Source organism: Nocardia sp. NPDC051787, from assembly GCF_040681325.1.
Lineage (GTDB): Bacteria > Actinomycetota > Actinomycetes > Mycobacteriales > Mycobacteriaceae > Nocardia.
In genome coordinates, this window is record NZ_JBFAYO010000017.1 from 149090 (window position 1) to 175668 (window position 26579).

The following is a 26579-nucleotide window of genomic DNA, read 5'->3' on the forward strand; positions in this document are numbered from 1 at the left end:
TTGCCGTAAGACATCCTTTAACGGACCGTCCGGTGAGGCGGGGAAGGAGGTCGGCATGGCCGTGCCCGAAGAACGGGCCGCCAAGTCCGGCGCTGCCGAGGCATCGCAGCGACATACCCCGGAGGGGGTGGCGGCGGGGCGAGAGCTGTTGTCGGCTTCGGATGTCGGGCGGACCATCGCGCGCATCGCACACCAGATCATCGAGAAGACCGCGTTGGACGCGGGCGAGCTGGACGCGCCGCGCGTCGTGCTGATCGGCATTCCCACCCGCGGCACCACGTTGGCCGCGCGGCTCACCGACAAGATCGAGGAATTCTCCGGTGTCCGCCCGGCGCTGGGCTCGCTCGACATCACCCTCTATCGCGACGACCTGCGTAGCCGCCCGCACCGGCCGCTGGAGCGCACCTCGGTGCCCGAGGGCGGCATCGAGGACGCGCTGGTCGTCTTGGTCGACGACGTCCTGTTCTCCGGCCGCACCGTGCGCTCCGCGCTGGACGGTCTGCGCGATCTGGGCCGTCCGCGCGCCGTGCAGTTGGCGGTACTCATCGACCGCGGTCATCGCGAACTGCCGATCCGCGCCGACTACGTCGGCAAGAACGTGCCGACCAACCGGTCCGAGGACATCTCGGTGCTGCTCACCGAGCACGATGGCCGCGACGGGGTCTACCTGCGCCACGGTTCGGAACAGGAGGCGGGAGCGTGAGGCATCTGCTGTCGGTCGCCGCTCTTGATCGCGCCACCGCGACCGGACTGCTCGACGAGGCCGAACGGTTCGAACAGGCCCTGCTCGGCCGCGAGGTGCACAAGCTGCCCACGCTGCGCGGCCGCACCGTCATGACGGTCTTCTACGAGAACTCCACCCGCACCCGGGTCTCGTTCGAGGTCGCGGGCAAATGGATGAGCGCGGACGTGATCAACGTCAGCGCGAGCAGTTCCTCGGTCGCCAAAGGCGAGTCGCTGCGCGACACCGCGCTGACCTTGCACGCCGCGGGCGCCGACGCGCTGGTCGTGCGGCACCCGGCCTCCGGCGCCGCGCACCAGATCGCCCGGTGGATGGACGAATGGGCGGTCTCGGCGGGACGCAGCTGCGGCCCGGCCGTCGTGAACGCCGGCGACGGTACGCACGAACACCCGACCCAGGCACTGCTGGACGCGCTGACCCTCCGGCAGCGGCTCGGCGACATCGAGGGCAAGCGGGTCGTCATCGTCGGCGACATCCTGCACAGCCGGGTCGCGCGGTCCAACGTCTTCCTGCTGGCGACCCTCGGCGCCGAGGTGGTGCTGGTCGCCCCGCGCACGCTGCTGCCGGTCGGTGTCGAGGCCTGGCCCGCCCGCGTCTCGCACCACCTGGACGCCGAGTTGATCGGCGCCGACGCGGTGCTGATGCTGCGCGTGCAAGCCGAGCGGATGAACGGCGGGTTCTTCCCGTCGGCCCGCGAGTACTCGATCACCTACGGACTGTCCGAGCGCAGGCTGGCCCTGCTGGACGACCACGCCGTCGTGCTGCACCCCGGCCCGATGCTGCGCGGCATGGAGATCGCGTCCTCGGTCGCGGACTCCCCGAACGCCGCTGTGCTGCAACAGGTCACCAACGGTGTGCACATGCGCATGGCCGTCCTGTTCCGCCTGCTCGTCGGAACCCAGGAGGCAGTGGCATGAGTTCGAACTCCACCGTTTTGATCAAGGGCGTACTGCGGTACGGCGAGGGCCAGCCGGTCGACGTGCTCGTCGCGGACGGCGAGATCCGCGAGATCGGCACCGACCTCGGCGTGGTCGGGGCCGAGATCATCGACGCGCAGGGGCAGATACTGCTGCCGGGCTTCGTCGACCTGCACACCCACCTGCGCGAGCCGGGGCGCGAGGACACCGAGACCATCGAGTCCGGTTCCGCCGCCGCCGCGCTCGGCGGTTACACCGCGGTGTTCGCGATGGCCAACACGAACCCGGTCGCCGACTCGGTGGTGGTCACCGACCACGTGTGGCGCCGCGGCCGGGAGGTCGGCCTGGTGGACGTGTACCCGGTCGGCGCGGTCACGGTCGGGCTGGAAGGCAAGCAGCTCGCCGAGATGGGCACCATGGCGGCGGGTGCCGGGGCGGTGCGCATGTTCTCCGACGACGGCCACTGCGTCTACGACCCGCTGATCATGCGCCGCGCCTTGGAGTACGCGAACTCGCTCGGCGTGCTGATCGCGCAGCACGCCGAGGAACCGAGGCTGACCAAGGGCGCGGTCGCGCACGAGGGCCCGACCGCGGCGCGGCTCGGCTTGGCGGGTTGGCCGCGCGCGGCCGAGGAGTCCATCGTCGCGCGGGACGCCCTGCTCGCCCGCGACGCGGGCGCCAGGGTGCACATCTGCCACGCCTCCACCGCGGGCACCGTGGAGCTGGTGAAATGGGCGAAGTCCCAGGGCATCGCCATCACCGCCGAGGTGACCCCGCACCACCTGCTGCTCGACGATTCCCGGTTGGAGACCTACGACGCGGTCAACAAGGTCAACCCGCCGCTGCGCGAATCCTCCGACGCCGCCGCGCTGCGGCAAGCGCTGGCCGACGGAGTCATCGACTGCGTCGCCACCGACCATGCCCCGCACGCGGAGCAGGACAAGTGCTGCGAGTTCGCGGCGGCCCGTCCCGGCATGCTCGGCCTGGAGACCGCGCTGTCGATCATCGTGCGGACCATGGTGGAGCCGGGCCTGCTGGACTGGCGCGGTGTCGCTCGCGTGATGAGCGAGCGTCCGGCCGAAATCGTCGGTCTCGACGACCACGGCAGGCCGCTCGAGGTCGGGGAACCGGCGAACCTGACGCTGGTCGACCCGACCGCGAGCTGGACGGTGCACGGCAGCGAACTCGCCAGCATCTCGCACAACACGCCGTTCGAGGCGATGACCCTCCCGGCCCGGGTGACGGCGACCCTGCTGCGCGGCCGGGTCACCGCCCGCGACGGCAAGGCGGCGCGCGGCCATGCGGAGGCGTAGATGAGCCAGGCACGCACGTTCGATACCGCGGCGCGAGCGACGAGCCCGGAGGCGGTAGCGGAGCGTGACCACGCAGGGCTCCGGGAGCGCCGCAAATCCGACACAGGAGGTCCGTAGGTGGAAAGAACGCTCTGGGTTCTCGGGCTGCTCGTCCTGTTCGTGCTGTGCCTGTGGCTGATGTACCGAGGCTGGCGCAACCGTGCGGCGCGGCAGGCGGAGCGCATCGGCGTCCTGCCCGCCCTGCCCGTCGAACTCGGTGCGCAGGTCCTGGAACCGACCACCGGCCTCTACCTGGGCAGCACCATCGCACCCAGCTGGCAGGACCGGATCACGGTGGGGGATTTGGGGTTCCGGGCCACAGCGGAGCTCACGCGGTTCGAACGGGGGATTCTGCTCGAACGCGACGGCGCGACGGTGATCTGGATTCCCCAGGAATCCATCACCGCGGTGCGCACCGAACGCGGCCACGCGGGCAAAGTGATGACGGAAGATGGTGTGCTGGTCATTCGCTGGAAGCTGCCGACCGGAACCGAGATCGATACCGGTTTCCGTGGCGACGACAAGTCGGTCTACCCGGCTTGGCGGCGGCTTTCGACGGCGGATCAGAGCGGGACGATGACGGGAGATGACGAGGGATGACACGAGAAGCAGCACTCGTGCTGGAGGATGGCCGGGTGTTCCGCGGCCAGGCCTACGGCGCCGTGGGCCAGACGCTCGGTGAGGCGGTGTTCTGCACCGCGATGACCGGGTATCAGGAGACCCTCACCGACCCGTCCTACCACCGCCAGATCGTGGTGGCCGCCGCGCCGCAGATCGGCAACACCGGCTGGAACGACGAGGACGACGAGTCCGCCAAGATCTGGGTCGCCGGGTACGCGGTGCGTGACCCCGCTCGACGCGCGTCGAACTGGCGCGCGACGACGACCCTGCCCGACGAGCTCGAACGCCAGCGGATCGTCGGCATCGCGGGTATCGACACCCGCGCGCTGGTGCGCCACCTGCGCACCCGTGGCTCGATGAAGGCGGGCATCTTCTCCGGTGACGCGCTCGCCGACGCCGACGAGCTGGTGGCCAGGGTGAACGGCCAGCCGTCGATGCTGGGCGCCGACCTGGCAGGCGAAGTGAGCACCGACGCGCTCTACACGATCGAGCCGGGCGGCGAGCACCGGTGCACCGTCGTCGCGGTCGACCTGGGCATCAAGACCAACACCCCGCGCATGTTCGCCCAGCGCGGCATGCGGGTGCACGTGGTGTCGTCGAGCACGACGCTGGACCAGATCCTGGAGCTGAAGCCCGACGGCGTCTTCCTGTCCAACGGCCCCGGCGACCCGGCCACCGCCGACGGCGCGGTCGAGCTGACCCGTGGCGTGCTGGCCAAGGGCCTGCCCCTGTTCGGCATCTGCTTCGGCAACCAGATCCTCGGTCGCGCGCTCGGCCGCGACACCTACAAGATGAAGTTCGGCCACCGCGGCATCAACATCCCGGTGGTGGAGCACGAGACCGGCCGGATCTCGATCACCGCGCAGAACCATGGGTTCGCGCTGGAGGGCGAGCGGGGCGAGCGATTCGACACCCCCTTCGGCACGGCCGAAGTGAGCCACGTCTGCGCCAACGACGGCACGGTCGAGGGCGTCCGGCTGGTCGACGGCCGCGCCTTCTCCGTGCAGTATCACCCGGAAGCCGCCGCCGGACCCCACGACGCCGCATATCTGTTCGACCGTTTCGCCGGTCTCATGGAAGGAGCCTGATGCCTCGCCGCGAGGATCTCGAGCACATCCTGGTGATCGGTTCTGGCCCGATCGTCATCGGCCAGGCGTGCGAATTCGACTACTCCGGGACCCAGGCGTGCCGGGTGCTGCGGGCCGAGGGCCTGCGCGTGTCGCTGGTCAACTCGAACCCGGCGACGATCATGACCGACCCGGAGTTCGCCGACGCGACCTACGTCGAGCCGATCACGCCGGAGTTCGTGGAGAAGGTGATCGCCAAGGAGCGTCCCGACGCGATCCTGGCCACCCTGGGCGGGCAGACCGCGCTGAACACCGCGGTCGCGCTGCACGAGCGCGGTGTGCTGGAGAAGTACGGCGTAGAGCTGATCGGCGCCGACTTCGACGCCATCCAGCGCGGCGAGGACCGGCAGAAGTTCAAGGACATCGTGGCCAAGGTGGGCGGGGAGAGCGCGCGTTCGCGAGTCTGCTTCACCATGGACGAGGTCCGCGAGACGGTCGCCGAACTCGGCTTCCCCGTGGTGGTGCGCCCGTCGTTCACCATGGGCGGTCTCGGCTCGGGCATGGCTTACAACGAGGAGGACCTCGACCGCATCGCGGGCGGCGGCCTGGCCGCCTCGCCCACGGCGAACGTCCTCATCGAGGAGTCCATCCTCGGCTGGAAGGAATACGAACTCGAGCTGATGCGCGACGGCCGCGACAACGTCGTGGTGGTCTGCTCGATCGAGAACGTCGACCCGATGGGTGTGCACACCGGGGACTCGGTCACCGTCGCCCCGGCCATGACGCTCACCGACCGCGAGTACCAGAAGCTGCGTGATCTCGGCATCGCCATCCTGCGCGAGGTCGGCGTCGACACCGGCGGCTGCAATATCCAGTTCGCGGTCGACCCGCGCGACGGCCGCCTGATCGTCATCGAGATGAACCCGCGCGTCTCGCGTTCGTCCGCGCTGGCGTCCAAGGCGACCGGCTTCCCGATCGCGAAGATCGCCGCCGAACTGGCCATCGGTTACACGCTCGACGAGATCGTCAACGACATCACCAAGGAAACCCCGGCCTGCTTCGAGCCGACCCTGGACTACGTCGTCGTGAAGGCGCCGCGGTTCGCGTTCGAGAAGTTCCCCGGCGCCGACGCCACGCTGACCACCACCATGAAGTCGGTGGGCGAGGCGATGTCGCTCGGCCGCAACTTCGCCGAGGCGCTGGGCAAGGTGCTGCGTTCGCTGGAGACCAAGGCCGCCGGTTTCTGGACCCAGGACGACGGCGAGTGGACCGACGTCGAAGCGATCCTGGCGGATCTGCGCACCCCGACCGAGGGCCGCATCTACCAGGTCGAGCGGGCGCTGCGCCTGGGCGCGAGCATCGAGGACGTCGCCGCCGCCTCCGGCATCGACCCGTGGTTCGTCGCGGAAGTGGCCGGTCTGGTCGAGCTGCGGCAGGAAGTCCTCGATGCGCCCGTGCTGGACGAGCCGCTGCTGCGCCGGGCCAAGCACTACGGCCTGTCCGATCGGCAGCTGGCGGCGCTGCGTCCGGAGCTGGCCGGGGAAAGCGGCGTACGCGCCCTGCGGCACCGCCTCGGGATCCGCCCGGTCTTCAAGACCGTCGACACCTGCGCCGCCGAGTTCGAGGCCAAGACGCCCTACCACTACTCGGCCTACGAGCTCGACCCCGCCGCCGAGTCCGAGGTCGCGCCGCAGCCCGAACGCGAGAAGGTGATCATCCTCGGGTCCGGTCCGAACCGGATCGGCCAGGGCATCGAGTTCGACTACTCATGCGTGCACGCGGCGCAGACGCTGTCGCAGGCCGGGTACGAGACGGTGATGGTCAACTGCAACCCCGAGACCGTCTCCACCGACTACGACACCGCCGACCGCCTCTACTTCGAGCCGCTGACCTTCGAGGACGTGCTCGAGGTCTACCACGCCGAACGCGAGTCCGGCACCGTCGCGGGCGTCATCGTGCAGCTGGGCGGGCAGACCCCGCTCGGTCTCGCGCAGCGGCTCACCGAGGCGGGCGTGCCGGTGGTCGGCACCAGCGCGGCCGCCATCGACCTGGCCGAGGACCGCGGCGAGTTCGGCGACGTGCTGGTCGCGGCCGGGCTGCCCGCGCCGAAGTACGGCACGGCGACCACCTTCGCGCAGGCGAGGAAGATCGCCGCGGACATCGGCTACCCGGTGCTGGTGCGCCCCTCGTACGTGCTCGGCGGGCGCGGCATGGAGATCGTCTACGACGAGAAGTCTCTGGAGGGCTACATCTCGCGCGCGACCGCGCTCAGCCCGGAGCATCCGGTGCTGGTGGACCGGTTCCTGGAGGACGCGATCGAGATCGATGTCGACGCGCTGTGCGACGGCGAGGAGGTCTACCTCGGCGGCGTGATGGAGCACATCGAGGAGGCGGGCATCCACTCCGGCGACTCTGCATGCGCGCTGCCGCCCATCACGCTGGGCCGCAGCGACATAGACGCGGTGCGCCGCTCCACCGTCGCGCTGGCCAAGGGCATCGGCGTCAGGGGCCTGCTGAACGTGCAGTACGCGCTCAAGGACGACGTGCTCTACGTGCTGGAGGCCAATCCGCGGGCCAGCCGGACGGTTCCGTTCGTGTCCAAGGCCACCGCGGTGCCGCTGGCCAAGGCCGCCGCGCGGATCATGCTCGGCGCCACCATCGCCGAGCTGCGCAAGGAGGGCATGCTGCCGAGCGAGGGCGACGGCGGCCACGTCGCGCTGGACGCGCCGGTCGCGGTCAAGGAGGCCGTGCTGCCGTTCCACCGGTTCCGGCGCGCCGACGGCAGCGGGGTGGATTCGCTGCTCTCGCCGGAGATGAAGTCCACCGGCGAGGTGATGGGTATCGACGCCGATTTCGGCACCGCCTTCGCCAAGAGCCAGACCGCCGCCTACGGATCGCTGCCCACCGAGGGCACCGTGTTCGTCTCGATCGCCAACCGGGACAAGCGCGCGATGGTCTTCCCGGTCAAGCGCCTCAACGATCTCGGCTTCCGCATCCTCGCCACCGAGGGAACGGCGGAGATGCTGCGGCGCAACGGCATTCCGTGTGAGCGGGTGCGCAAGCATTCCGAAGAAGGCCCGGCCGACGAGCCGACCATCGTGGAGCAGATCCGCGACGGCGAGATCGACATGGTGTTCAACACCCCGTACGGGAACTCCGGTCCCCGCGTGGACGGCTACGAGATCCGCAGCGCGGCGGTCGGGGTGAACATCCCGTGCATCACCACCGTGCAGGGCGCGGCGGCTGCCGTGCAGGGCATCGAGGCCAGCATCAACGGCGGGATCGGCGTGCGCTCCCTGCAGGAACTGCACTCGGTGCTGCGTGGCTGAGCCGCGGCTGGACGGATCGGGCGACATGAAGACCTTCGGCGGCCGGCTGCGGCACGCGATGCACCATTTCGGCCCCGTGTGTGTCGGCATCGACCCGCATCCGGAATTGCTGCGGTCCTGGGGCCTGACCGAGGATGTGGACGGCCTCGAACAGTTCGCCGAGATCTGCGTGGAGGCCTTCGACGGCTTGGTCGCGCTGATCAAACCGCAGGTCGCGTTCTTCGAGGCCTATGGTTCCGGTGGGATCGCCGTGCTGGAGCGGACCATCGAGGTACTGCGTGCCTCGGGAACGCTGGTGCTCGCCGACGCCAAACGCGGCGACATCGGCTCGACCATGGCCGCCTATGCCCGTACCTGGCTGGCCGATGGTCCCCTCGGGTCGGACGCCGTCACGGTCTCGCCGTATCTCGGATTCGGCTCGCTGGCGCCGGCGTTGACTCTCGCCGAGGCCAACCAGCGCGGCGTCTTCGTGCTGGCGGCCACGTCGAATCCCGAAGGGGCGCAGGTACAGCGGGCGGTCGCCGCGGACGCGCGTACGGTCGCGCAGACGATGGTCGACGAAGCCGCCGCCCGCAACGCGGGCGGCGAGTTCGGGTCGGTGGGCGTGGTGGTCGGCGCCACGCTGACCGAGGCGCCGGATCTGTCCGCGCTCAACGGGCCGATCCTCATGCCCGGTGTGGGCGCACAGGGCGGCGGCCCGGAAACCATTCGTGATCTGGTTCCCGAGCCGATGCTGGCAGCCGTCGTGCCGAATGTCTCGCGCGAGGTGCTACGGGACGGGCCGGCCGTCCCGGCACTGCGTGCCAGAGTGCACGCGCTCCAGGACGCGTTCGCGTTCCTGCAGAAATGACCACGCAGACCGGCGCACCGAGCGCCGGTCTGCGCCGTTTCCGCGCCTGTGCATGCAGGTGCACGCGTACAGGCGGCCCGTAGCGGGGTCTGTGCGCGCTTCTGCGTCGGTTTCGGCGCTGGTAGGTGGTGTCCGGATGGGCCGATTGCCTGGAACGGCGTAGGGGGGGCCATACGTGTGGGCACTGAATGCCGGTTCCTCGGTACTCGAGGCGAGAGTGTGACGCCCGACACGCGCAAAGAACCCGCGACACGCGGAGAATTTCGAGAAAGTTCCTGGTCGAGCCGGTGAGGGGTTGCTGGATCGGTGCGGCCTCGTGTCGCAACCCTTCCGCAAACCGTTTGGTCTGTCGAATAAGTCCTGCTCGCGGGCTATTTCGACGATTCGGCGGTACGATCCGCATAGTGGCGCCGGCGTGCCGCCCGGTGCACCCCGGGTGCGTCCACCGCATCCGGAATCATGCGCTGACCTGGGGGGTGGGTTCGCAATCGGCGGACGTCGTGGGTACGGTCGCTGAGACTGCCGGGTTACCGGTGGGAGTTGATGCAATGAACGATGAGACGGAGGAACCGTGGCCCTTCCCCAGCTGACTGACGAGCAGCGCGCCGCTGCTTTGGAGAAGGCGGCTGCCGCTCGCCGCGCTCGGGCGGAGCTCAAGGAGCGCTTGAAGCGTGGCGGCACCAACCTGAAGCAGGTCCTCACCGACGCCGAGACCGACGAGATCCTCGGCAAGATGAAGGTGTCGGCGCTGCTGGAGGCCCTGCCGAAGGTGGGCAAGGTCAAGGCGGCGGAAATCATGAGCGAGCTGGAGATCGCCCCCACCCGGCGGCTGCGCGGACTCGGCGATCGGCAGCGCAAGGCGCTGCTGGCCCGATTCGACTTCGACGCCTCCTAACCGAGGGTGGTCGAACACACGCAGAAGGGTCGGCTGGTTGTACTGGTCGGCCCCTCGGCCGTGGGCAAGTCCACCGTGGTCCGCTGTGTCCGCGAGCGACTGCCCGAACTGGTCTTCAGCGTGTCGGCAACGACCCGGGCCCCGCGGCCCGGGGAGGTCGACGGCCTCGACTATCGCTTCGTGTCCCGTGCGGAGTTCGACGCGATGATCGAGGCGGGCGAACTGCTCGAGTGGGCGGACATCCACGGCGGGTTGCAGCGTTCGGGCACCCCCGCCGGACCGGTCCGTGCCGCGTTGGCGCAGGGCCTTCCGGTCCTCGTCGAAGTGGATCTGGAAGGCGCGCGGTCGGTACGCCAGGCGATGCCGGAGGCGATCCTGGTGTTCCTCGCCCCGCCGAGCTGGGAGGAGTTGGTGGCGCGGCTGACCTTGCGCGGCACCGAGTCGCCCGAGGTGATCGAACGCCGGTTGGAAACCGCCAGGATCGAGCTGGCAGCCTGTGACGAGTTCGACATCGTCATCGTGAACGACGACGTCACCAGCGCCTGTGAGCACTTGGTATCGTTGTTCGTTAGCACGAATTCGAGTTCGTGACCCCCAACCTGCGCATCAGTGATCAAGGCCCGCAAAAGGCAGCTTGCCTAACCACGCAGGGCCCCTCGCTCATGTGACATCCACGACACCAGGAGTCCCCCTAGTGAGCAGTACGGACACCACGACCGCGCCCGCCTACGACACGCCGGTCGGCCTCACCAACCCGCCGATCGACGAGTTGCTCGAGCGCACCTCGTCCAAGTACGCCCTGGTCATCTACGCGGCCAAGCGGGCCCGTCAGATCAACGACTACTACAACCAGCTCGGCGACGGCATCCTCGAGTACGTCGGCCCGCTGGTGGAGCCGGGTCTGCAGGAGAAGCCGCTGTCGGTCGCGCTGCGCGAAATCCACGCCGACCTGCTCGAGCACTCCGAAGGCGAGTGAGCGACACCCGGTCCTCGGCGCATGAGCCCGCAGTATCGAATTCCCCGCGTGGGCGGGGATGATCCCCCGGAGGCGCAGTGACCACACGGATCGTCGTCGTTTTCCCCGCGCGTGCGGGGATCAGCCGGCCGGAGGCGTAGTGACCACACGGATCGTCGTCGGCGTCAGCGGGGGGATCGCCGCCTACAAGGCTTGCTCGCTGGTCCGGCGTTTCACCGAGACCGGACATGAGGTCCGGGTGATCCCCACCGAGTCGGCGCTGCAGTTCGTCGGCAAGGCGACCTTCGAAGCGCTCTCCGGGAACCCGGTGCACACCGGCGTGTTCGCCGATGTGCCCGAGGTCCCGCACGTTCGGCTGGGCCAGGAGGCGGACCTGGTGGTCATCGCCCCGGCAACCGCCGACCTCATGGCGCGCGCCGCGACCGGCCGCGCCGATGACCTGCTCACCGCCACGTTGCTGACGGCCCGATGTCCGATCCTGTTCGCGCCCGCGATGCACACGGAGATGTGGGAGCATCCGGCGACCATCGCGAATGTCGCGACGCTGCGCGCCCGCGGTGCGATCGTCATGGAGCCCGCGTCGGGCCGACTCACCGGCACCGACACCGGTCCGGGACGGCTACCCGAGCCCGAGGAGATCTTCGGCCTCGCGTCGCTGCTCGTGGAGCGGGCCGACGCGATCCCGCGTGATCTGGAGGGCCGCAGGGTCGTCATCACGGCGGGCGGCACCAGGGAACCGCTGGATCCGGTGCGTTTCCTCGGCAACCGCAGCTCCGGCAAGCAGGGCTACGCGCTCGCGCGGGTCGCGGCCCAGCGCGGCGCCCACGTCACGCTGATCGCGGGCAACACGATCGAGATGGCCGCACCCGCCGCCGTCGACCTGGTGCACATCACCACCGCCGATCAGCTGAAGACCGCCGTCGACAAGCACGCGGTCGGCGCGGACGCGGTGATCATGGCCGCGGCCGTCGCCGATTTCCGGCCGACCAACGTGGCCGCGGCCAAGATCAAGAAGGGCGCGGGCGAGCCCGACGTCATTCCGCTGACCAAGACCGTCGACATCCTCGCCGGGCTGGTGCAGGCGCGGCGCGACGGTCAGTTGCCCGGCACCGCGATCGTCGGCTTCGCCGCCGAGACCGGTGACGAGCACGGCGACGTCCTCACCCACGCGCGGGCCAAGCTCGCCCGCAAGGGCTGTGACCTGCTGGTGGTCAACGCGGTCGGCGAGGGCAAGGCGTTCGAGGTGGATACCAACGACGGCTGGCTGCTCGGCGCGGACGGCACCGAGCAGGCGCTCGATCACGGCTCGAAGGCGTTGCTCGCGAGCCGGGTGCTCGACGCGCTGAGTGTGTTGTTGCGCTGACTTCGGCCGCGCGCCTGCCACGATGGCCACCTGATCGGCCGGTTGTTCGCGTCGCCGTCATGTCGTCATCGCCGCCGCGACACCATGGGTTCAGCTGTCTGGGGTGGCTGTGCGTTGAGGTCCGCCGCGTCGGTGGTTTGGAATAGTCTGAGATATAAGGGTTGCGCAGTGGCGACACCGCGTTACTGTCGCAAGCCGATACGAGTAACCCGTTGAGGGAGAGGGAAGAACTGTGCGCACGTCCGGCAGCCGCCTTTTCACCAGTGAGTCCGTGACCGAGGGTCATCCGGACAAAATCTGTGATGCCATCAGCGATTCCATCCTCGACGCATTGCTCGCGGAGGATCCGCACAGCCGGGTCGCGGTGGAAACTCTCGTGACCACCGGTCAGGTCCATGTCGCGGGTGAGGTCACCACATCGGCATATGCGGATATTCCGCGAATTGTCCGGGAGAAGGTCCTGGAAATAGGATATGACTCTTCCGCAAAGGGATTCGACGGGAATTCCTGCGGTGTAAATATCGCGATCGGTGCGCAGTCGCCGGATATCGCGCAGGGTGTGGACACCTCGCACGAGGCGCGTGTCGGCGGGGCCGCCGACGAGATCGAGCGGCAGGGCGCCGGCGACCAGGGCCTGATGTTCGGTTACGCCACCAAGGACACCCCGGAACTGATGCCGCTGCCGATCGCGCTCGCGCACCGGCTGTCGCGCCGGCTGACCGAGGTGCGCAAGTCCGGCGTGCTGCCCTACCTGCGTCCGGACGGCAAGACCCAGGTCACCATCGAGTACGACGGCGACCGCCCGGTCCGCCTCGACACGGTCGTCATCTCCACCCAGCACGCCGCCGACATCGACCTGGACAACCTGCTCGCGCCCGATATCCGGGAGAAGGTCGTCGACGCGGTGCTCGCCGAACTGGAAGTGCCCAGCCTGGACACCTCGGACATCCGCCTGCTGGTCAACCCGACCGGCAAGTTCGTGCTCGGCGGTCCGATGGGCGACGCGGGCCTGACCGGCCGCAAGATCATCGTCGACACCTACGGCGGCATGGCTCGCCACGGCGGCGGCGCCTTCTCCGGCAAGGACCCGTCGAAGGTGGACCGTTCGGCCGCGTACGCCATGCGCTGGGTCGCGAAGAACGTGGTCGCGGCCGATCTGGCCGAGCGCGTCGAGGTTCAGGTGGCCTACGCGATCGGCAAGGCCGCCCCGGTCGGCCTGTTCGTCGAGACCTTCGGCACCGAGAAGGTCGATCCGGCGCGCATCTCCACCGCGATCACCGAGGTGTTCGACCTGCGTCCGGGCGCGATCATCCGCGATCTGGACCTGCTGCGCCCGATCTACGCGCCGACCGCCGCGTACGGCCACTTCGGCCGCACCGACGTCGACCTGCCGTGGGAGCACACCGATCGTGCGGATAAGCTGCGCGCCGCCATCGGTCTCTGACCCGACCGGGTAGGAGTGAACGAACCCGCGGCGGACACCCCCGCCCCCTCGGCGGACCGTCCGGCCGTGGGCTCCGTAGCCGGGTCGCGGCCCATTGCCAGAGTGCTTCCGCTGCTGGCACCGGCCCACCTCGACCGCGACTTCGACTACCTCGTGCCCCCCGAGCTGGACGAACTCGCCCAGCCGGGGGTGCGGGTGCGCGTCCGTTTCGCGGGCCGCCTCGTCGACGGTTATCTGCTCGCGCGGCTCGCACACAGCGACCATGCAGGCAAGCTGGTCGAACTCGAACGCGTCGTCTCCGGCGAGCGCGTCCTGACGCCGGAAATCCTGGAACTGGCCACCGCGGTGGCGGCACGTTATGCGGGCACCCGCGCCGACGTCCTGCGCTTGGCCATTCCGCCGCGCCACGCTCGCACCGAATCCGGCGGGACGAAGAAGTCCGCCGATGCCGCTGCGGCACAAGCAGTTCCGATTTCCCCCGGTGATATCAGCGGGGGTGGAGGCGACGTCGACAGCGAATTCGCTGCCGAAAGCGGCGGTGCGTCACCATCTTCGGCGCGACCGGGCCGTGCGACCGTCGTATCCGTGACGAATCCGACCACGGAGCCTCCGGATTCCGTTGAGGCACAAGGTGTATCGGCTGCCGAGGCAGACGCGGTGAATGCGTCGGGTCAGCCGGATATCGGACCTGGGGCAGCCGTACCGGGCGATCCCCGTTTCGCGAGTGCCGGGGCCGGTGAACAGCCCCACCCGGGTACGGCGGTCGAGTCGTCGGGTGCTGACGGGTCTTCGGAGTCGGAAGGGCCGCCCCCGGTCGATGCCGTGAGCAGCGAGCAGCGGGACGTGGTCGTCGGAGATCCGTCGTCGCGGCTAGCGCTTTCGGGCGTCGAGGTGAACATCGACCCGTGGGAGCGGTATGTCCACGGCGCGGCGTTCGTCGCCGCGCTTGTACAAGGAAAGGGGGCACGCGCCGCCTGGCAAGCGCTCCCCGGCGAAAACTGGGCGCGGCGGTTGGCCGAACTCGCCGCCGTGGTGGCCGGGCAAGGGCGCAGTGCGATCCTCCTGGTGCCCGATCAACGCGATCTCGACCGGGTGCTGGCGGAGTGCGTCCGGCTGGTGGGGGATTCGGCGGTCGGACTGTCGGCGGGTCTAGGCCCCGCGGCAAGGTACCGGCGCTGGCTCGCGGTGCTGCGCGGTTCGGCGCGCGTGGTGGTCGGCACGCGCAGCGCGGTGTTCGCACCGGCGAGGAATCTCGGCCTGATCGCACTCTGGGACGACGGCGACGACACCTACGCCGAACCGCGCGCACCGTATCCGCACGCACGTGAGGTGGCGATGTTGCGGGCGCATGAGACCGGGGCGGCGTTCGTTGCGGCCGGTTTCGCGCGGACCGCGGAAATCCAGGCGGTGGTCGATTCCGGCTGGGCGCACGACCTGGTCGCCGACCGAGCTGTTCTGCGCAAAACGGCGCCGCGGATCAGCGCTCCCGGCGACAGCGACATCGCGCTGGAACGCGATCCGGTCGCGCGCTCCGTCCGGATTCCCGGCGTGGCGTTCGCCGCCGCCCGCGCCGCGCTGAAGGAGGAGGCGCCGGTGCTGGTTCAGGTGCCGCGTCGCGGCTACATTCCCTCCCTGGCCTGCGCGAAATGCCGGACACCCGCCCGGTGCAGGCACTGCAACGGGCCGCTTGCCTTGCCGGAAGCGCGCGGACGGCCGGCGGAATCCAGCGCGGCGGCCCAGAGTCCCGCGTGCCGCTGGTGTGGGATCACCGAAGCCGCGTTCCGCTGCACTGCCTGCGGATCGCGCGCGTTGCGGGCCGTGGTGATCGGCGCGGCCCGCACCGTGGAAGAACTCGGCCGCGCGTTCCCCGGAGTGCCCATCCGCGGTTCCGGCGGCGGCGCGGTGCTCGACACCGTGGAGCCGGGACCACAGGTCGTCGTGGCGACGGTAGGCGCCGAACCCGTGGTTCCCGGCGGTTACGGCGTCGCGCTGCTGCTCGACGGGTGGGCCTTGCTCAGCCGCGCCGATCTGCGGGCCGCCGAGGACACGCTGCGCCGCTGGATGGGCGCCGCCGCGCTGATTCGCCCGCACGGCCAGGTCATCGTGATGGCCGAACCCTCGATCCCCACCGTGCAGGCGCTGGTCCGGTGGGACCCGGTCGGCGCCGCCCGCGCCGAGGTCGTCGCCCGCGCCGAGGTCGGCTTCCCGCCTGCGGTCCGCCTCGCCGCCATAGACGGCACCGCCGACACCATCGCCGAGCTGCTCGCCGCGGCCGACCTTCCCGACACTGTCGACCGGCTGGGCCCGGTGCCGCTCCCGGAGGGCGCTCGCAAACCGTTCTCCTCCGGCGATTCCCCTGCCGAGGTCGAGCGGATGCTGCTGCGCGTCGCACGTGGCCGCGGCGCGGCGCTGGCGAGGGCGCTGCGGGCGGCGCAGGCGGTCCGCAGCACGCACCGCTCCGACGCCCCGCTGCGCGTCCAGATCGACCCGATCGACATCGGCTGAAAAGTTCCGCCATGTGCGGGTTTTGTGGCAGCCGATCGACGCGGCCGAAAAGATGCCCGCAGCGCTCCAACGCCCCCTTGCGCTCACCCGGCCGACACGCGCCCATGGAATGCACCGGATGCTGGTCATGTTCGAGTGTTTCGGATCAGGTCAGTATTTCAGAACATGGCTCGTGCCCATCTGTCCCACACGAGCGGATCATATCTGCGACGGGCGGGGCACACGGTCTCATCGGAGTGGTGTCGAATTACCGGAATGCGACGACGTTGCGCTGGGCCCATGCGGCGAATGTCCGGGGAGCGCGGCCGAGAATCTTCTCCACATCAGGACTGATCCGTTGCTCGTCTGCGTTGGGCGTGCCGAGGATGTCCAGGGTCGTCTCGGCGACCGGTTCCGGCATGAACTGCAGCATCTGCGCGCGCGCCTCTGCACGGTTGTGCTCGATGAACCGGATCGGCTCACCGAGTGCGTCACCGATCGCTGCGGCCTGCTGCCGGGGCGTGCTGAGGGCGGGACCGGTCAACTCGTAGATCTGTCCGGAGTGCCCGTCTTCGGTTAGGGCTGCGGCGCTGACCTCGGCAATGTCGGCTGGATCGATGACCGGCAGGCCCACGTCGCCGAATGGCGCGGCGACAGCCCGTTGGGTGCGTACCGATTCCACCCAGGCGTACGTGTTGGACGCGAACGCACCGGGCCGCAGGATCGTCCACTCCATGCCCGATTGGCGGACGGCGTCCTCGAAAGCCCGTCCTACACCCCCGTGCGAGTCCGAGTGTGGCCTGGTGCGCACGCCTTGCGACGACAGCAGTACGACCCGCCCGATCCCGCCCGCTTTCGCGAGTTCCAGCAGCGCCGGCGGATCCATCAGATGCGCACTCACGCCGGTGTTGTGCAGAAACAATGCGTCGGCGCCCGTAAAGGCGGGGCGGAGCGTGTCCAGGTCGGTCAGGTCAGCGCGCTGGTGACGCACGCCGTCCGGCAGCGTGATGTTTTGGGTTCCGCGAGACACCGCGATCACCCTTTGGCCTGCCGCGGTGAGAGACGGCAGCAGGCTGTGCCCGATATTGCCGGTCGCTCCGGTCACTACGATCATTTTCTAGTCCTTTAGTTAGTTGACTGACTAAAGGCTAGCTGGCCAAGGGTGTGGTGTCTATAGTTAGTTGTGTGACTGACTCGGTCGAATCGGCATCGAAGGCGGGCAAGCGGGAGCGGTTGGCCGCCGCCGCGGCTCGGGTGTTCCACGAACAGGGCGTCGAGAAGACGACGATCGCCGACATCGCCCGGTCCGCCGAGGTTCCGGTGGGCAACGTGTACTACTACTTCAAAACGAAAGATCAGTTGGTAGAGGCGGCGATCACTGCGCAAAAGCGCGCTCTCCGGAAGCTGATCACCGTGTTGGAACAGCACGACGCGCCGCAAGACCGGCTCAAGGCTTTAGTGCGCAGCTGGGTCGATCAGCGCGACATCGCCGCGCAGTTCGGTTGCCCCACCGGAACTTTGGCGACGGAACTGGGCAAGCGGGCCGACGGGCTCGACCGTGCGGTGGCAGCCGGGCTGCGCGAACTGATCGACTGGGTCGAGCGGCAATTCGCGGCTATGAGTCGCGAGGACGCCGACGAGCTCGCGGTGGCGTTGATCGCGGCGTATCAGGGCATCTCGTTGCTGACCAATACCTTTCACGAACCCGAGCTCATGCTTGCCGAGGGGCGTCGGCTGGAGCGCTGGATCGACTCGCTCGTTTCCTGAGCTTCCGAGCGTCTATTCACCGCTCGGCCGTGGCGACTGCGTCCCTTGCTTACGGGCCGATGCCCCGGGTCGTGGGGGTTCGATTCGCATACCTGGCCGAAGTCCGGTTCATCAGCGCTTTCCGTGGTACCGGGCATGGTCGCCGACGGCAGGCGGCCGACCAGTTGGCGGAGCTCCAACTTGTCGGCGACCCTTGCGCTCGATGCATTGCCGATATATCGTCGATAATATGAACAGAACACGAGAGCCTTGGGAGGCCGACATGGAACACAGCGAACACCGAGAATTCGGACGGCGCGGCCGCGGGCCGCTGCCGGGCCCGGATGGTTTCGAGCACGGGCGCCGCTTTCGCCGCGGTGGCAGGCATGGCTGGGGTCCGGAGTTCGGGCCCGGCTTCGGCCCGGGTTTCGGGCCCGGCTTCGGCCCGCACTTCGGCCGCGGTCGCGGTCGCGGCGGCCGGGGTAGGCGCGGCGACGTGCGCGCTGCGGTATTGCTCCTGCTCACCGAGCGGCCGATGCACGGCTACGAACTCATCCAGCAGATCCGCGAGCGTAGCGACGACGTCTGGCGGCCGAGCCCGGGGTCGATCTACCCCGCGCTGGCGCAGTTGGAAGACGAGGGTCTGGTGCTCATCGAGAAGGTCGCCGGGCGTAAGACGGCGAAGCTGACCGAGGCGGGCACCGAGTACGTCACGGCCCATCGGGACGAACTGGGCGATCCGTGGGCGGAGGTCAAGCAGGACGTCGGCGCACAGGCGATGGATCTGCGCGCACTCGTCGGACAGCTGATGGGTGCGGTCGCACAGGTCGCCGCGGCCGGCACACCGCAGCAGGCGGCGCGTGCGGCGGAGCTGCTCACCGAGACCAGGAAGGCCCTTTACCGGATTCTCGCCGAGGACGAGACCCCCGAGAAGTAGGGGAGGCGAAACACCCCGATACAGCGGGCATTTCGAGCCGATCGGAGAGATCATTGTGATATGCGACAGCCGACCGGTTTGGGAACTTGGGGTTATTCACACTTGTGTAGGGCCGTGCTGGCCTTCGCCCTCGCCGCGGCCGCAACGCTAGGTCTCGGCGTGGCGTCGGCCGAGCCGGGCGGATTCCGCCCCGCCGACGTGCCGACGCACGCCGCGCCGCCGCAGCCGGACCATCTGGCCGCCGCGTGGTACCAGAAGAGCCACCCGAATGTCACTCCGATGGGCACCAATGATTTCGGCTGCGTACCGAGCGCGGCCCATCCCCGGCCGGTGGTGCTCGCGCACGGAACCGACTCCACGGCCTACTCCGACTGGTCCGCCATCGCGCCCCGCCTGGCCGGGGCCGGATTCTGCGTGTTCGCGCTGAACTACGGAGGCACTCCCGGCGCGGAGAGCTACGGTACCGAGGATCTGGTGCTGAGCGCCCACCAGGTCGGCGCGTTCGTCGACCGAGTGCTCGCGGCGACCGGCGCGAGCAAGGTCGATATGGTCGGGTTCTCGCAGGGCGCCAATGTGACCCGCTACTACGTCAACAAGCTCGGCGGCGCACCCAAGGTCGGACAGTGGGTGGGGCTCGCCTCCCCAACATACGGCGGCGTGATGTACGGGCTGGTCCCGATCGCCCAATCGATTCCCGGCGCCCTGGATGCGTTCGCTCGGGTGACGTCGCTCGCCGCCGTGCAGCAGGCCGAGGGCTCACCGATCATGCTCGAGCTCAACGCGGGTGGCGATACCGTGCCGGGGGTGCGGTACGTAACCGTCGGCAGCCGCGTCGACGAGATGATCCAGCCGTTCGACAACATCGCGCTGCGCGGGCCGGGCGCGCGGAACATCGCCCTGCAGGATCTCTGTCCGTCCGACCTCACCGGGCACTTCCACATGGTGTACGACCCGTTCGTGCAGGAGTTGTTGCTCACGCTGCTCGATCCAAGCAGTCCCGCCCCCGTGTGCAGGCCGGTTGCGCTCGGCACCGGCATCCCCGAAGTGATCATCGCCGGGAATTCCTGACGCCATCGTGCCCGGTTACCGATCCCGAAGGCTCGCGTGCTCGAAAAGGTTCTGCGGCCCTCGGCCGGTCGTGCCGGACGCCGTCCCCGCGATCGTCACCGTTGTCGGCTCGTCGAGACGGAGCTCCATGTCCCTGTCGAACGCCGTTGTGTCCGCCGGTATCAAGTACCTCTCCAGCGCGGTGAGCGGTCATCGGCGCGGTGGCGCTCGCGGCGAGCACGATGACCCAGCCCAGCGGGCCCAGAGGGCGGCAACCGAAGAAATAGCTCGTCGGAGGGAACTGGACGAGTCCGAACAGCAGTACCGCCGATCCGATCCCGGCAGCCAGCACCAGCGGGTCACCGTGCGCCGCAGCGATGGTTTGCGCGAGCTGGCCGCCGACCAGGGCGGCGAACCCGACGGTCCCGGCCTTGCGCTGCGGGCATACGAGGCGCGCCGCGAGCCATCCACCCGACGCGGACAGGGTGGTGGCGAGCGCGCGTATGGTCACATCCCGGTTCAGTGCCGTGCCGACCGCCGTGTCCGGCCCCTCGGTCAGCAGTGTCTCCGGAGTGACCCCGCGAGGTGGCCGGGCGGCGACGATCAGCGCGGGTAGCAGATCGGTGAGCAGATTGACCGCCAGCAGCTGTCGCGCGTTGAGCGCCGGACGCGCCGACAGCAGCGACGAGACCAGTGTGAAGATGATCTCGCCGAAATTGCCGCCGACCAATAGCGACACACTGTCGCGGACCGAGCGCCAGAGGGCGCGGCTCTCGATCACGGCGTCGACGATGGTCTCGATGCGCTCATCGGTGACGACGATGTCGGCGGCCTGTTTCGCGGCGGGGGTACTTCTCGGGCCCAACGCGATTCCGACATCCGCGAGCCGGATCGCGGGTGCGTCGTTGGCGCCGTCGCCGGTGACCGCGACCGTCTGGCCCGCGTTGCGCAGCGCCCGCACGATCGCCGCTTTGTGCGCCGGGGTGACCCGCGCGAAGACCGCCGTCTCCGCGACCAGCGCCGCCAGCTCTTGCTCGCCGCGGGTCTCGACCTCGGCGCCGGTGATCACCCGGCCCGAGGTGCGCAGGCCGAGTTCAGCGGCGATCGCCGCGGCCGTGTGGGGGTGGTCGCCGGTGAGCATGACCGCGTCGACACCGGCGGCGCGCAGGTCGCGCACCGCCGCCGCGGCGGTCGGCCGGACCGGATCGGCGAAGCACAGCAGCCCGATGAACTCCAGCCGGTCGACGCGGTCGGTGCCGAGTTCGCCGCGTTGGGATGCCGCGCGCTCGGCGACGACGAGGACGCGGAAGCCCTGTTCGGCAAGATTTTCCACGGTTTCCCGGAGTTCGTCGGCATCGGCCGTGGTGAACGGATAGGTCGCGCCGTCACGTCGGCGGCCGGTACACCGCGGCAGCACGATTTCGGGCGCGCCCTTGACACTGATCAGATGACGCCCGTCGGTGCGTCCGAGGACCGCGTGAAACCCCCGGCCGGGCTCGAACGGCAATTCCTGCACCATGGTCCAGCCGGGCTCGCCCTGGTCGCGGGTTGTTCCGGCGGTGTCGGCGCCCTCTGCCACGGCCCGATCGGTGGGATGTGGCAGCGGCCGGCCTTCCGGATCGAGCGGCGTGGCGCGCAACGCGGCGGCCAGTGCCGCGCGGCGGCCGGCGCCGAGCGCGTCCAGTGGCTCATGACGACGACCATCGCTGACCCGCCGCAGCTCGATATGTCCTGCGGTCAGTGTGCCGGTCTTGTCGAAACATACGGTGGTCACCCGCCCCAATGCCTCCAGCGTCCGCAGTGTGCGTACCAGGACATTGCGCCGGGACAGGCGCCGCGAGGCGGCCAGTTGAGCGACCGTCGCGGCGAACGGCAGTCCTTCCGGCACGGCGGCCATGGCCAGCGCGACGGCGGATGCGACGCTTGCGCCCAGACGTCCGCGCAGCAGTCCCAGGCCGAGCACGGCCGCCGCGGCACCCACCGCGACCCGCATCGAAATCAGCGTCAGCGCACGCAACTGCGCCTCGACTCCGCCCGCGGCCTCCTCCGTGTCGGCCAGCGCGCCGCTGCGTCCCACTTCGGTGGCGCGGCCGAGGGCGACCACGACAGCGGTGCCGGTTCCGGCGACGACGGTGGTTCCGGCGTACAGCATGCTGGCTCGCTCGGCCACCGCTTCGGTCTCGACCGGCGCGGGGTCCTTCGGCACCGGCATGGATTCACCGGTCAGGCTGGACTCGTCGACTTCCAGGTGGTCGGCGTCGATCAGCCTGCAGTCGGCCGGCACGACGTCACCGGCCCGCAGCAGGACGATGTCTCCGGAGACGAGTTCGGTCGCGGGCGCGAGGGTTTCATGAGCGTGACGAAGCATCCTGGCCCGTAGCGCACCCATATCGGCAAGCCGGCGCACCGCCCGGTTCGCCGCGATCCGCTGGACTGCGCCCAGGACGGCGTTGCCGAGCATCACCAGGCTGACCAGACCTGCGTCGAGTGCCGAGCCGCTGGCGGCGGAGGCGCCAGCGCCCGCGGCGAGCGGGGCGGTCAACGGGGTGTCCAATTCGGCGATGGCCGCCCGCCACAGCCGCTCGGTCCGCTCGTCGGTTTCGGAGTAGTCGGTGCGGCGGCGCGCGGCCTGTTCGGGGGACAGCCCGAGCCTGCCGGTCTGCAGGGCCGCCAGCGCCTCCGCCACGGGCATGGCGTGCCACGGTGTGTCGTCGGCGGTCGGCGGCAACGGCATCCGCGCGAGACTTCCCGCGGACCACACACCGGCTCCCAGCGCGATCAATGCGGACACGCCGACCGGGAGGGAGCCGCGCTGAAACGCTCCGCGCTGGGGTCCGAGCAGGCCGAGCAGCGCACCGCACACAGATCCGAGCATGGCCAGCCGCACACTCCGTTCGCTGGCCAACCGCGCCGCCACGCAGGCACGCAACACGAGCCAGGCGTCCGACAGCCCCGGACCACAGAGGATGTCGGCCGCCCAGGGCGGAGCGCGGTCGGGGCAGACGATCCCGACAGCGCAGTCGGCCGCGGCCAATCCCGGGCGGTTGTGGTCGGCGATCAGCAGCACGACATGTCCCTCCGCCTGCAACTCGTGCACCGAGTCGGCCAGGTGCGCGCCGCCACCTATGCCACCGTCCGCGCCGACCCGTTCGGCCATGCCGGAGGCTCCCGGCGCGACCACGACGCGGCCCACCGCGTGCGCTGCCGCGATAACGGCCTCGGTGAGCGGCGCCAGTTCGGCGGTGCCGTGGTCGATGAGCACGCTCGCGTCGATGACGACGGTGTCTATGCGGTCCAGGCGATCCAGCGCGTCCGGATCCCGGACCAGCACGCCGCGACTGGACAGGATCCGGCCCAGCACCGCGGCGTGGGCCTGCGCTCCCATCCGGGCCGCCCGTGGCGCGCCGAGGGCGATGGCCCTGGCGGCCTTGGTGACGCCTCCGATGGGCAGGAGTACCGCGGCTGTGGCAGCCGTGGCGACACCGGCCTGGATCGCGTAGCGGTCAACCGGTCCGGGTGGCAGCGGGACCGGGCGCGCCTCTGGTGGCGGTTGCGCGGACGCGGCCGCCACACGGGCATTCGTGGCGAGTTCGGGCTCCCGCGATTCCCAGGTATGCCGACGCGCCAGTGCCGCGGGCAACTGCACCGCCCGCAGTCCGGCGTCGGCCACGGCCGACAGTGGCGTATGCGCGGCCGCGCCGATGACCGAACTCGTCAAGGCGATCGCGGTTTCCACGCGTAGCGCGCCGAATCGGACGTCGAGGTGGTGGCGCAAGCCGGGTATCAGGTCGATGGCGGGAATCAGCGCGATGCTTTCCGGTTGCAGAGTCGGCAGCGGGAGCATCCGCCCGACCAGGCCGGCGGCCGCGCCGAGCAGGTCACCGCCGAGGGTGAGCAGTTCGTCGAACACTGGCTCGAACCCACCCGGATGCACGGGCCGGTTGCGGGGCAGGTCTGCCATTCCGTGTGTGCGTTCGACCTCGGCGATGATGTTCCGCAGCGCCGCCACATCGACGCGTTCGGGGTCGAAATCGACGACCACGTCGCCGAGAATGCCGTTGACGGCCACCCAGTGCACACCGTTGGCGCCGCCCACGGCTTGCCGCAGGGCGTCCAGATAGCCCGGGGGAGCGTCGGTGCGGTGCACGCCGCGGGTCTCGATGTGCGCGCGACCCGGGCGCGCCCAGGTCTGCCGTCCCACCACTTCGTTGCCTGTTGCGCGTACCGTGTCCGCGGCCAGCGTGGACACGAATCGCGCGGCTCTTCCGATGCCGAACATGTCGGGATGCCGTGGTTCTACGCGGCGCTGTCGGCTGAGGATTCCTGGCGGGCGTGCTCCGCCACCCAGACCCCGACGCCGATCGCCGCTGCCACCGGCCACGACACCAGCCCGGTGGCGGCCGCCGTTCCGAGCCCGCCGTAGTACAGCAGCGACTCCCGATCCGGCACGCGTTGCCGCACGGCCGCCGTCGCCGACGAAACACCGCTGGCCACCGTTCGAGGTCCGGGCAGCAGCGGGACTCGCGTCATCCGTACTCCGACCGTCGGGATCGGGACACGCAATCCATCGTGCCCGGCGGGCGCCTTTCCCGATCCGGTTGCCGACGGCTTCGTCCCTGATTCGGCCACCGCAGGTTTCGCCTCGGTACCGGATTCCCGGGCTTTCCTGGCCGTTGTCTTCTCGGACATGACCATCCCTTCCTTCGTCCTGGCCCTCCTCGCTGCGTATGTGATCCAGCCAAGCCGGGTCGGCCCCGAGCGGCTACGTTCCTTGGCGGTGCGGTGAATGGACTTTGGTCACCTACGCGGGCATCGCCCTGCGGCGAGCATGGTGGGGCAGCCGGAGTAAACTTTCGCTATAGTGGCGCTCTAGTCAAGGAGTGATATGTCGCATGACAGGGCGAAGGGGAGGGGAAACCGCGATGAGCGTTCTCGTTCTGGGTGGATACGGAGCAGTCGGCCGGCACCTGATCACCGAACTGCGGCGATCCGGTGACATCGTCCTGGTGGCCGGACGTGACCCGGCCCGCGCGGATGTCCGAATCGACCTCGGCGAATCGGGATTGCGGTCCTACCGCGAAGCGCTCGACGGGATCGACGTCGTCGTCAACGCTTCTGGTTCCGAGGATCCGCGCTTGGCGCAGCAGGCCGCCGCGCACGGATCGGCGTTCGTGGACGTCACCGCGTCCACTGAATACGTAGCTCTGCTGGAGCAGTCGGCCCCGGCTGGTCCAGTGATCCTCAGTGTCGGGCTGGCGCCCGGGCTGACCAATCTCCTGGCTGCCGCCGTGCATGCCCAGTCACCGGAACCCATCGACATTGCCGTGCTGCTCGGTGCGGGGGAGCGGCACGGGGCGGCCGCGACCGAGTGGTCGTATCGCCTGCTCGGCCGGAAGTTCCGGGCCGAGGACGAGTGCGTTCGCAACTACACCCGGCCCCAGGCCTTCGAGCTCCCCGGCCGCCGACGGCGTCGACTGTTCCGGGCCGATTTCTCCGATCAGCATGTGCTGACCCGTGACCTGGCTGTTCGTGTGCGCACCTACTTTGCCCTCGATTCCCGCATCGCGACACTCGGGCTGAGCCTCGCAACCTGGATCCCCGGCGCGGCCGGAATGCCGCACGGTTTTCCTCTTCCGGGAAGCGACGAGTGGACGGTCCTGGCCCGGACCGAATCCGGGCTCACGCGCTGGGCGCGTGGTCGCAGCCAGTCCCGGGCCACCGCGCTGCTGGCCGCTGCTGCCACTCGTGCCGCGACCAGCGTGGGGCCAGGTGTGCACCACCTCCACAACGTGCTGACACTTGCCGACCTGCCGACAGGCGCCGGTGTGGAAATCGGAACGGTGGAACCGACTATGCGGCAATAGGCCGCACGGGCTTTTCTGTGAGTCGCCTGAGAGATAGTCGTCACATGCTCTGCGGGTTGACAATCCATGGGTGCGTTAGTGATGTGCACTCGATCGGGGGAGTCCCAACCGGCTCGACGGGCGAATGCGTCTGCGGTCGAACGAGGTCTCGTCCGCCGAGGCGCCATTTGTCCGATTTTGCACGTTGATCGGCTCGGTAGGCGCGGATATGACGGCCCGGCTCTTGCGTTGGAGTAGGTGCTCGCCCCGTCGGCGGCCGGCGATGTGAAACACCAGCGGCGCCCTACTCTGAAGCGTTGCTAGTTCGGATTTGCAGGTCGCTCGACCAGCTCGACGATGTTGACAAACTTAGGCAGGGCTATCCTAAGCTCTGGCTCCATGACCTCGACCGATGTGAAGAGCGCTACCGGGCGGTATCCGATCCCGGTGCTGTTCCTGGGGTTTGCCGCATTGCTGCTGTGCCTTGTTCTCAGCCTTGCCGCAGGTGCGCGTTCGATACCGGTGTCGACGGTCGTGGCGGCCTTGATCGAAGGCGGCGAGGGCCGCGACGCGAGGGTGATCACCGGCTGCTCGTCCCCGGTTGTCTGATCGCGGGCCCGCTGTTACTGCTCGCCGCGGATATCGTGGGCCGGCTGGTCGCCCGTCCGTCCGAGGTGGAGGTCGGGATCGTCACCGCCTTCCTCGGCGCGCCCCTGCTGGCCCTGCTCGCCCGGCGCAGGGAGGCTCTCTAATGCGTTTGTCAAGCAGCGGTGGTGGAGCCGGTGGCGTGGTAGGGCTGGCGGTTGCGGAGTATGGCGTGCAGGACGTTGACGCGTCGGCGGGCCAGGGCGATCAGGGCCTGGTGGTGGGGCTTGCCTTCGGATCGTTTGCGCCGGTAGTAGATCTTGCTGGTGGGGTTGCAGCCCACGGCGATGAATGCCGATTGGTAGAAGACGCGTTTGAGGG

Annotated in this window: 22 protein-coding genes and 1 pseudogene; 19 read left to right on the forward strand and 4 right to left on the reverse strand. The window is 69.4% G+C overall.

Annotated elements, in window-relative coordinates; translation table 11 throughout:
- The first annotated feature begins 55 nt into the window (after positions 1-55).
- The 13 genes from pyrR (at position 56) to AB0M45_RS20000 (ending at position 16061) form a co-directional block, all read left to right on the forward strand.
- The gene (gene pyrR, locus AB0M45_RS19940) at positions 56-703 is read left to right on the forward strand and encodes a bifunctional pyr operon transcriptional regulator/uracil phosphoribosyltransferase PyrR (protein WP_364330874.1); all 648 of its coding nucleotides are present in this window, start codon (positions 56-58) and stop codon (positions 701-703) included.
- Entirely contained in the window at positions 700-1659 is a 960-nt protein-coding gene (locus AB0M45_RS19945) for an aspartate carbamoyltransferase catalytic subunit (RefSeq protein ID WP_364330877.1), read from the forward strand. The genes pyrR and AB0M45_RS19945 overlap by 4 nt, the downstream gene beginning before the upstream one ends.
- Positions 1656-2972, forward strand: a complete 1317-nt coding sequence (locus tag AB0M45_RS19950; protein ID WP_364330880.1) for a dihydroorotase — start codon at positions 1656-1658, stop codon at positions 2970-2972. The genes AB0M45_RS19945 and AB0M45_RS19950 overlap by 4 nt, the downstream gene beginning before the upstream one ends.
- Before the next feature lie 117 nt (positions 2973-3089).
- Positions 3090-3611 carry a transporter gene (locus AB0M45_RS19955; protein WP_364330883.1) on the forward strand — a complete coding sequence of 174 codons (522 nt, stop codon included), beginning with the start codon at positions 3090-3092 and terminating at the stop codon, positions 3609-3611.
- Positions 3608-4720 (forward strand): glutamine-hydrolyzing carbamoyl-phosphate synthase small subunit, encoded by a 1113-nt coding sequence (gene carA, locus AB0M45_RS19960; protein ID WP_364330886.1) that lies wholly within the window; start codon positions 3608-3610, stop codon positions 4718-4720. Before AB0M45_RS19955 ends, carA begins: the two co-directional genes overlap by 4 nt.
- Entirely contained in the window at positions 4720-8028 is a 3309-nt protein-coding gene (gene carB, locus AB0M45_RS19965; protein WP_364330890.1) for a carbamoyl-phosphate synthase large subunit, read from the forward strand. The genes carA and carB overlap by 1 nt, the downstream gene beginning before the upstream one ends.
- 25 nt (positions 8029-8053) lie before the next feature.
- Positions 8054-8878 carry an orotidine-5'-phosphate decarboxylase gene (pyrF, locus tag AB0M45_RS19970; RefSeq protein ID WP_364330951.1) on the forward strand — a complete coding sequence of 275 codons (825 nt, stop codon included), beginning with the start codon at positions 8054-8056 and terminating at the stop codon, positions 8876-8878.
- A 571-nt stretch (positions 8879-9449) separates the two neighbouring features.
- Positions 9450-9773, forward strand: coding sequence for an integration host factor, actinobacterial type (gene mihF, locus AB0M45_RS19975; protein WP_364330893.1), 324 nt, complete (start codon positions 9450-9452; stop codon positions 9771-9773).
- A 6-nt stretch (positions 9774-9779) separates the two neighbouring features.
- Positions 9780-10364 (forward strand): guanylate kinase, encoded by a 585-nt coding sequence (gene gmk, locus AB0M45_RS19980; protein WP_364330896.1) that lies wholly within the window; start codon positions 9780-9782, stop codon positions 10362-10364.
- 103 nt (positions 10365-10467) lie between these two features.
- Positions 10468-10749 carry a DNA-directed RNA polymerase subunit omega gene (gene rpoZ, locus AB0M45_RS19985; protein ID WP_364330899.1) on the forward strand — a complete coding sequence of 94 codons (282 nt, stop codon included), beginning with the start codon at positions 10468-10470 and terminating at the stop codon, positions 10747-10749.
- Between the two features lie 139 nt (positions 10750-10888).
- Positions 10889-12112 (forward strand): bifunctional phosphopantothenoylcysteine decarboxylase/phosphopantothenate--cysteine ligase CoaBC, encoded by a 1224-nt coding sequence (gene coaBC / locus AB0M45_RS19990; RefSeq protein ID WP_364330902.1) that lies wholly within the window; start codon positions 10889-10891, stop codon positions 12110-12112.
- Between the two features lie 232 nt (positions 12113-12344).
- Complete coding sequence (gene metK, locus AB0M45_RS19995) at positions 12345-13556, forward strand: methionine adenosyltransferase (protein WP_364330904.1); 1212 nt, start codon at positions 12345-12347, stop codon at positions 13554-13556.
- A gap of 66 nt (positions 13557-13622) precedes the next feature.
- Complete coding sequence (locus AB0M45_RS20000) at positions 13623-16061, forward strand: primosomal protein N' (protein ID WP_364330908.1); 2439 nt, start codon at positions 13623-13625, stop codon at positions 16059-16061.
- Between the two features lie 247 nt (positions 16062-16308).
- Here AB0M45_RS20000 and AB0M45_RS20005 read toward each other — a convergent pair whose 3' ends face one another.
- A complete protein-coding gene (locus AB0M45_RS20005; RefSeq protein ID WP_364330911.1) occupies positions 16309-17154 on the reverse strand; it encodes an NAD(P)H-binding protein in 846 nt (281 codons plus the stop codon).
- A gap of 71 nt (positions 17155-17225) precedes the next feature.
- On the opposite strand from AB0M45_RS20005, the gene AB0M45_RS20010 reads away from it, so the two are divergent.
- From AB0M45_RS20010 to AB0M45_RS20020, 3 genes are all read left to right on the forward strand, one after another.
- Complete coding sequence (locus AB0M45_RS20010; RefSeq protein ID WP_364330914.1) at positions 17226-17807, forward strand: TetR/AcrR family transcriptional regulator; 582 nt, start codon at positions 17226-17228, stop codon at positions 17805-17807.
- Positions 17808-18069: 262 nt separating this feature from the next.
- Positions 18070-18723, forward strand: coding sequence for a PadR family transcriptional regulator (locus tag AB0M45_RS20015; protein WP_364330954.1), 654 nt, complete (start codon positions 18070-18072; stop codon positions 18721-18723).
- A gap of 234 nt (positions 18724-18957) precedes the next feature.
- Positions 18958-19791: an alpha/beta fold hydrolase gene (locus AB0M45_RS20020; protein ID WP_364330957.1), complete on the forward strand. Its 834-nt coding sequence runs from the start codon at positions 18958-18960 to the stop codon at positions 19789-19791.
- Here AB0M45_RS20020 and AB0M45_RS20025 read toward each other — a convergent pair.
- A complete protein-coding gene (locus AB0M45_RS20025) occupies positions 19772-24049 on the reverse strand; it encodes a cation-translocating P-type ATPase (RefSeq protein ID WP_364330917.1) in 4278 nt (1425 codons plus the stop codon). The genes AB0M45_RS20020 and AB0M45_RS20025 overlap by 20 nt on opposite strands.
- A gap of 17 nt (positions 24050-24066) precedes the next feature.
- Positions 24067-24459 carry a hypothetical protein gene (locus tag AB0M45_RS20030; RefSeq protein WP_364330919.1) on the reverse strand — a complete coding sequence of 131 codons (393 nt, stop codon included), beginning with the start codon at positions 24457-24459 and terminating at the stop codon, positions 24067-24069.
- A gap of 233 nt (positions 24460-24692) precedes the next feature.
- Here AB0M45_RS20030 and AB0M45_RS20035 point away from each other — a divergent pair, with 233 nt between their 5' ends.
- From AB0M45_RS20035 to AB0M45_RS20045, 3 genes are all read left to right on the forward strand, one after another.
- Positions 24693-25634 (forward strand): hypothetical protein, encoded by a 942-nt coding sequence (locus AB0M45_RS20035; RefSeq protein WP_364330922.1) that lies wholly within the window; start codon positions 24693-24695, stop codon positions 25632-25634.
- 378 nt (positions 25635-26012) lie between these two features.
- Complete coding sequence (locus tag AB0M45_RS20040; RefSeq protein ID WP_364330965.1) at positions 26013-26222, forward strand: hypothetical protein; 210 nt, start codon at positions 26013-26015, stop codon at positions 26220-26222.
- Positions 26223-26239: 17 nt separating this feature from the next.
- Positions 26240-26365, forward strand: a complete 126-nt coding sequence (locus AB0M45_RS20045) for an iron chelate uptake ABC transporter family permease subunit (RefSeq protein WP_364330960.1) — start codon at positions 26240-26242, stop codon at positions 26363-26365.
- Positions 26366-26373: 8 nt separating this feature from the next.
- Here AB0M45_RS20045 and AB0M45_RS20050 read toward each other — a convergent pair.
- Positions 26374-26579 (reverse strand): annotated as a pseudogene (locus AB0M45_RS20050) (IS110 family transposase); the annotation flags it as partial.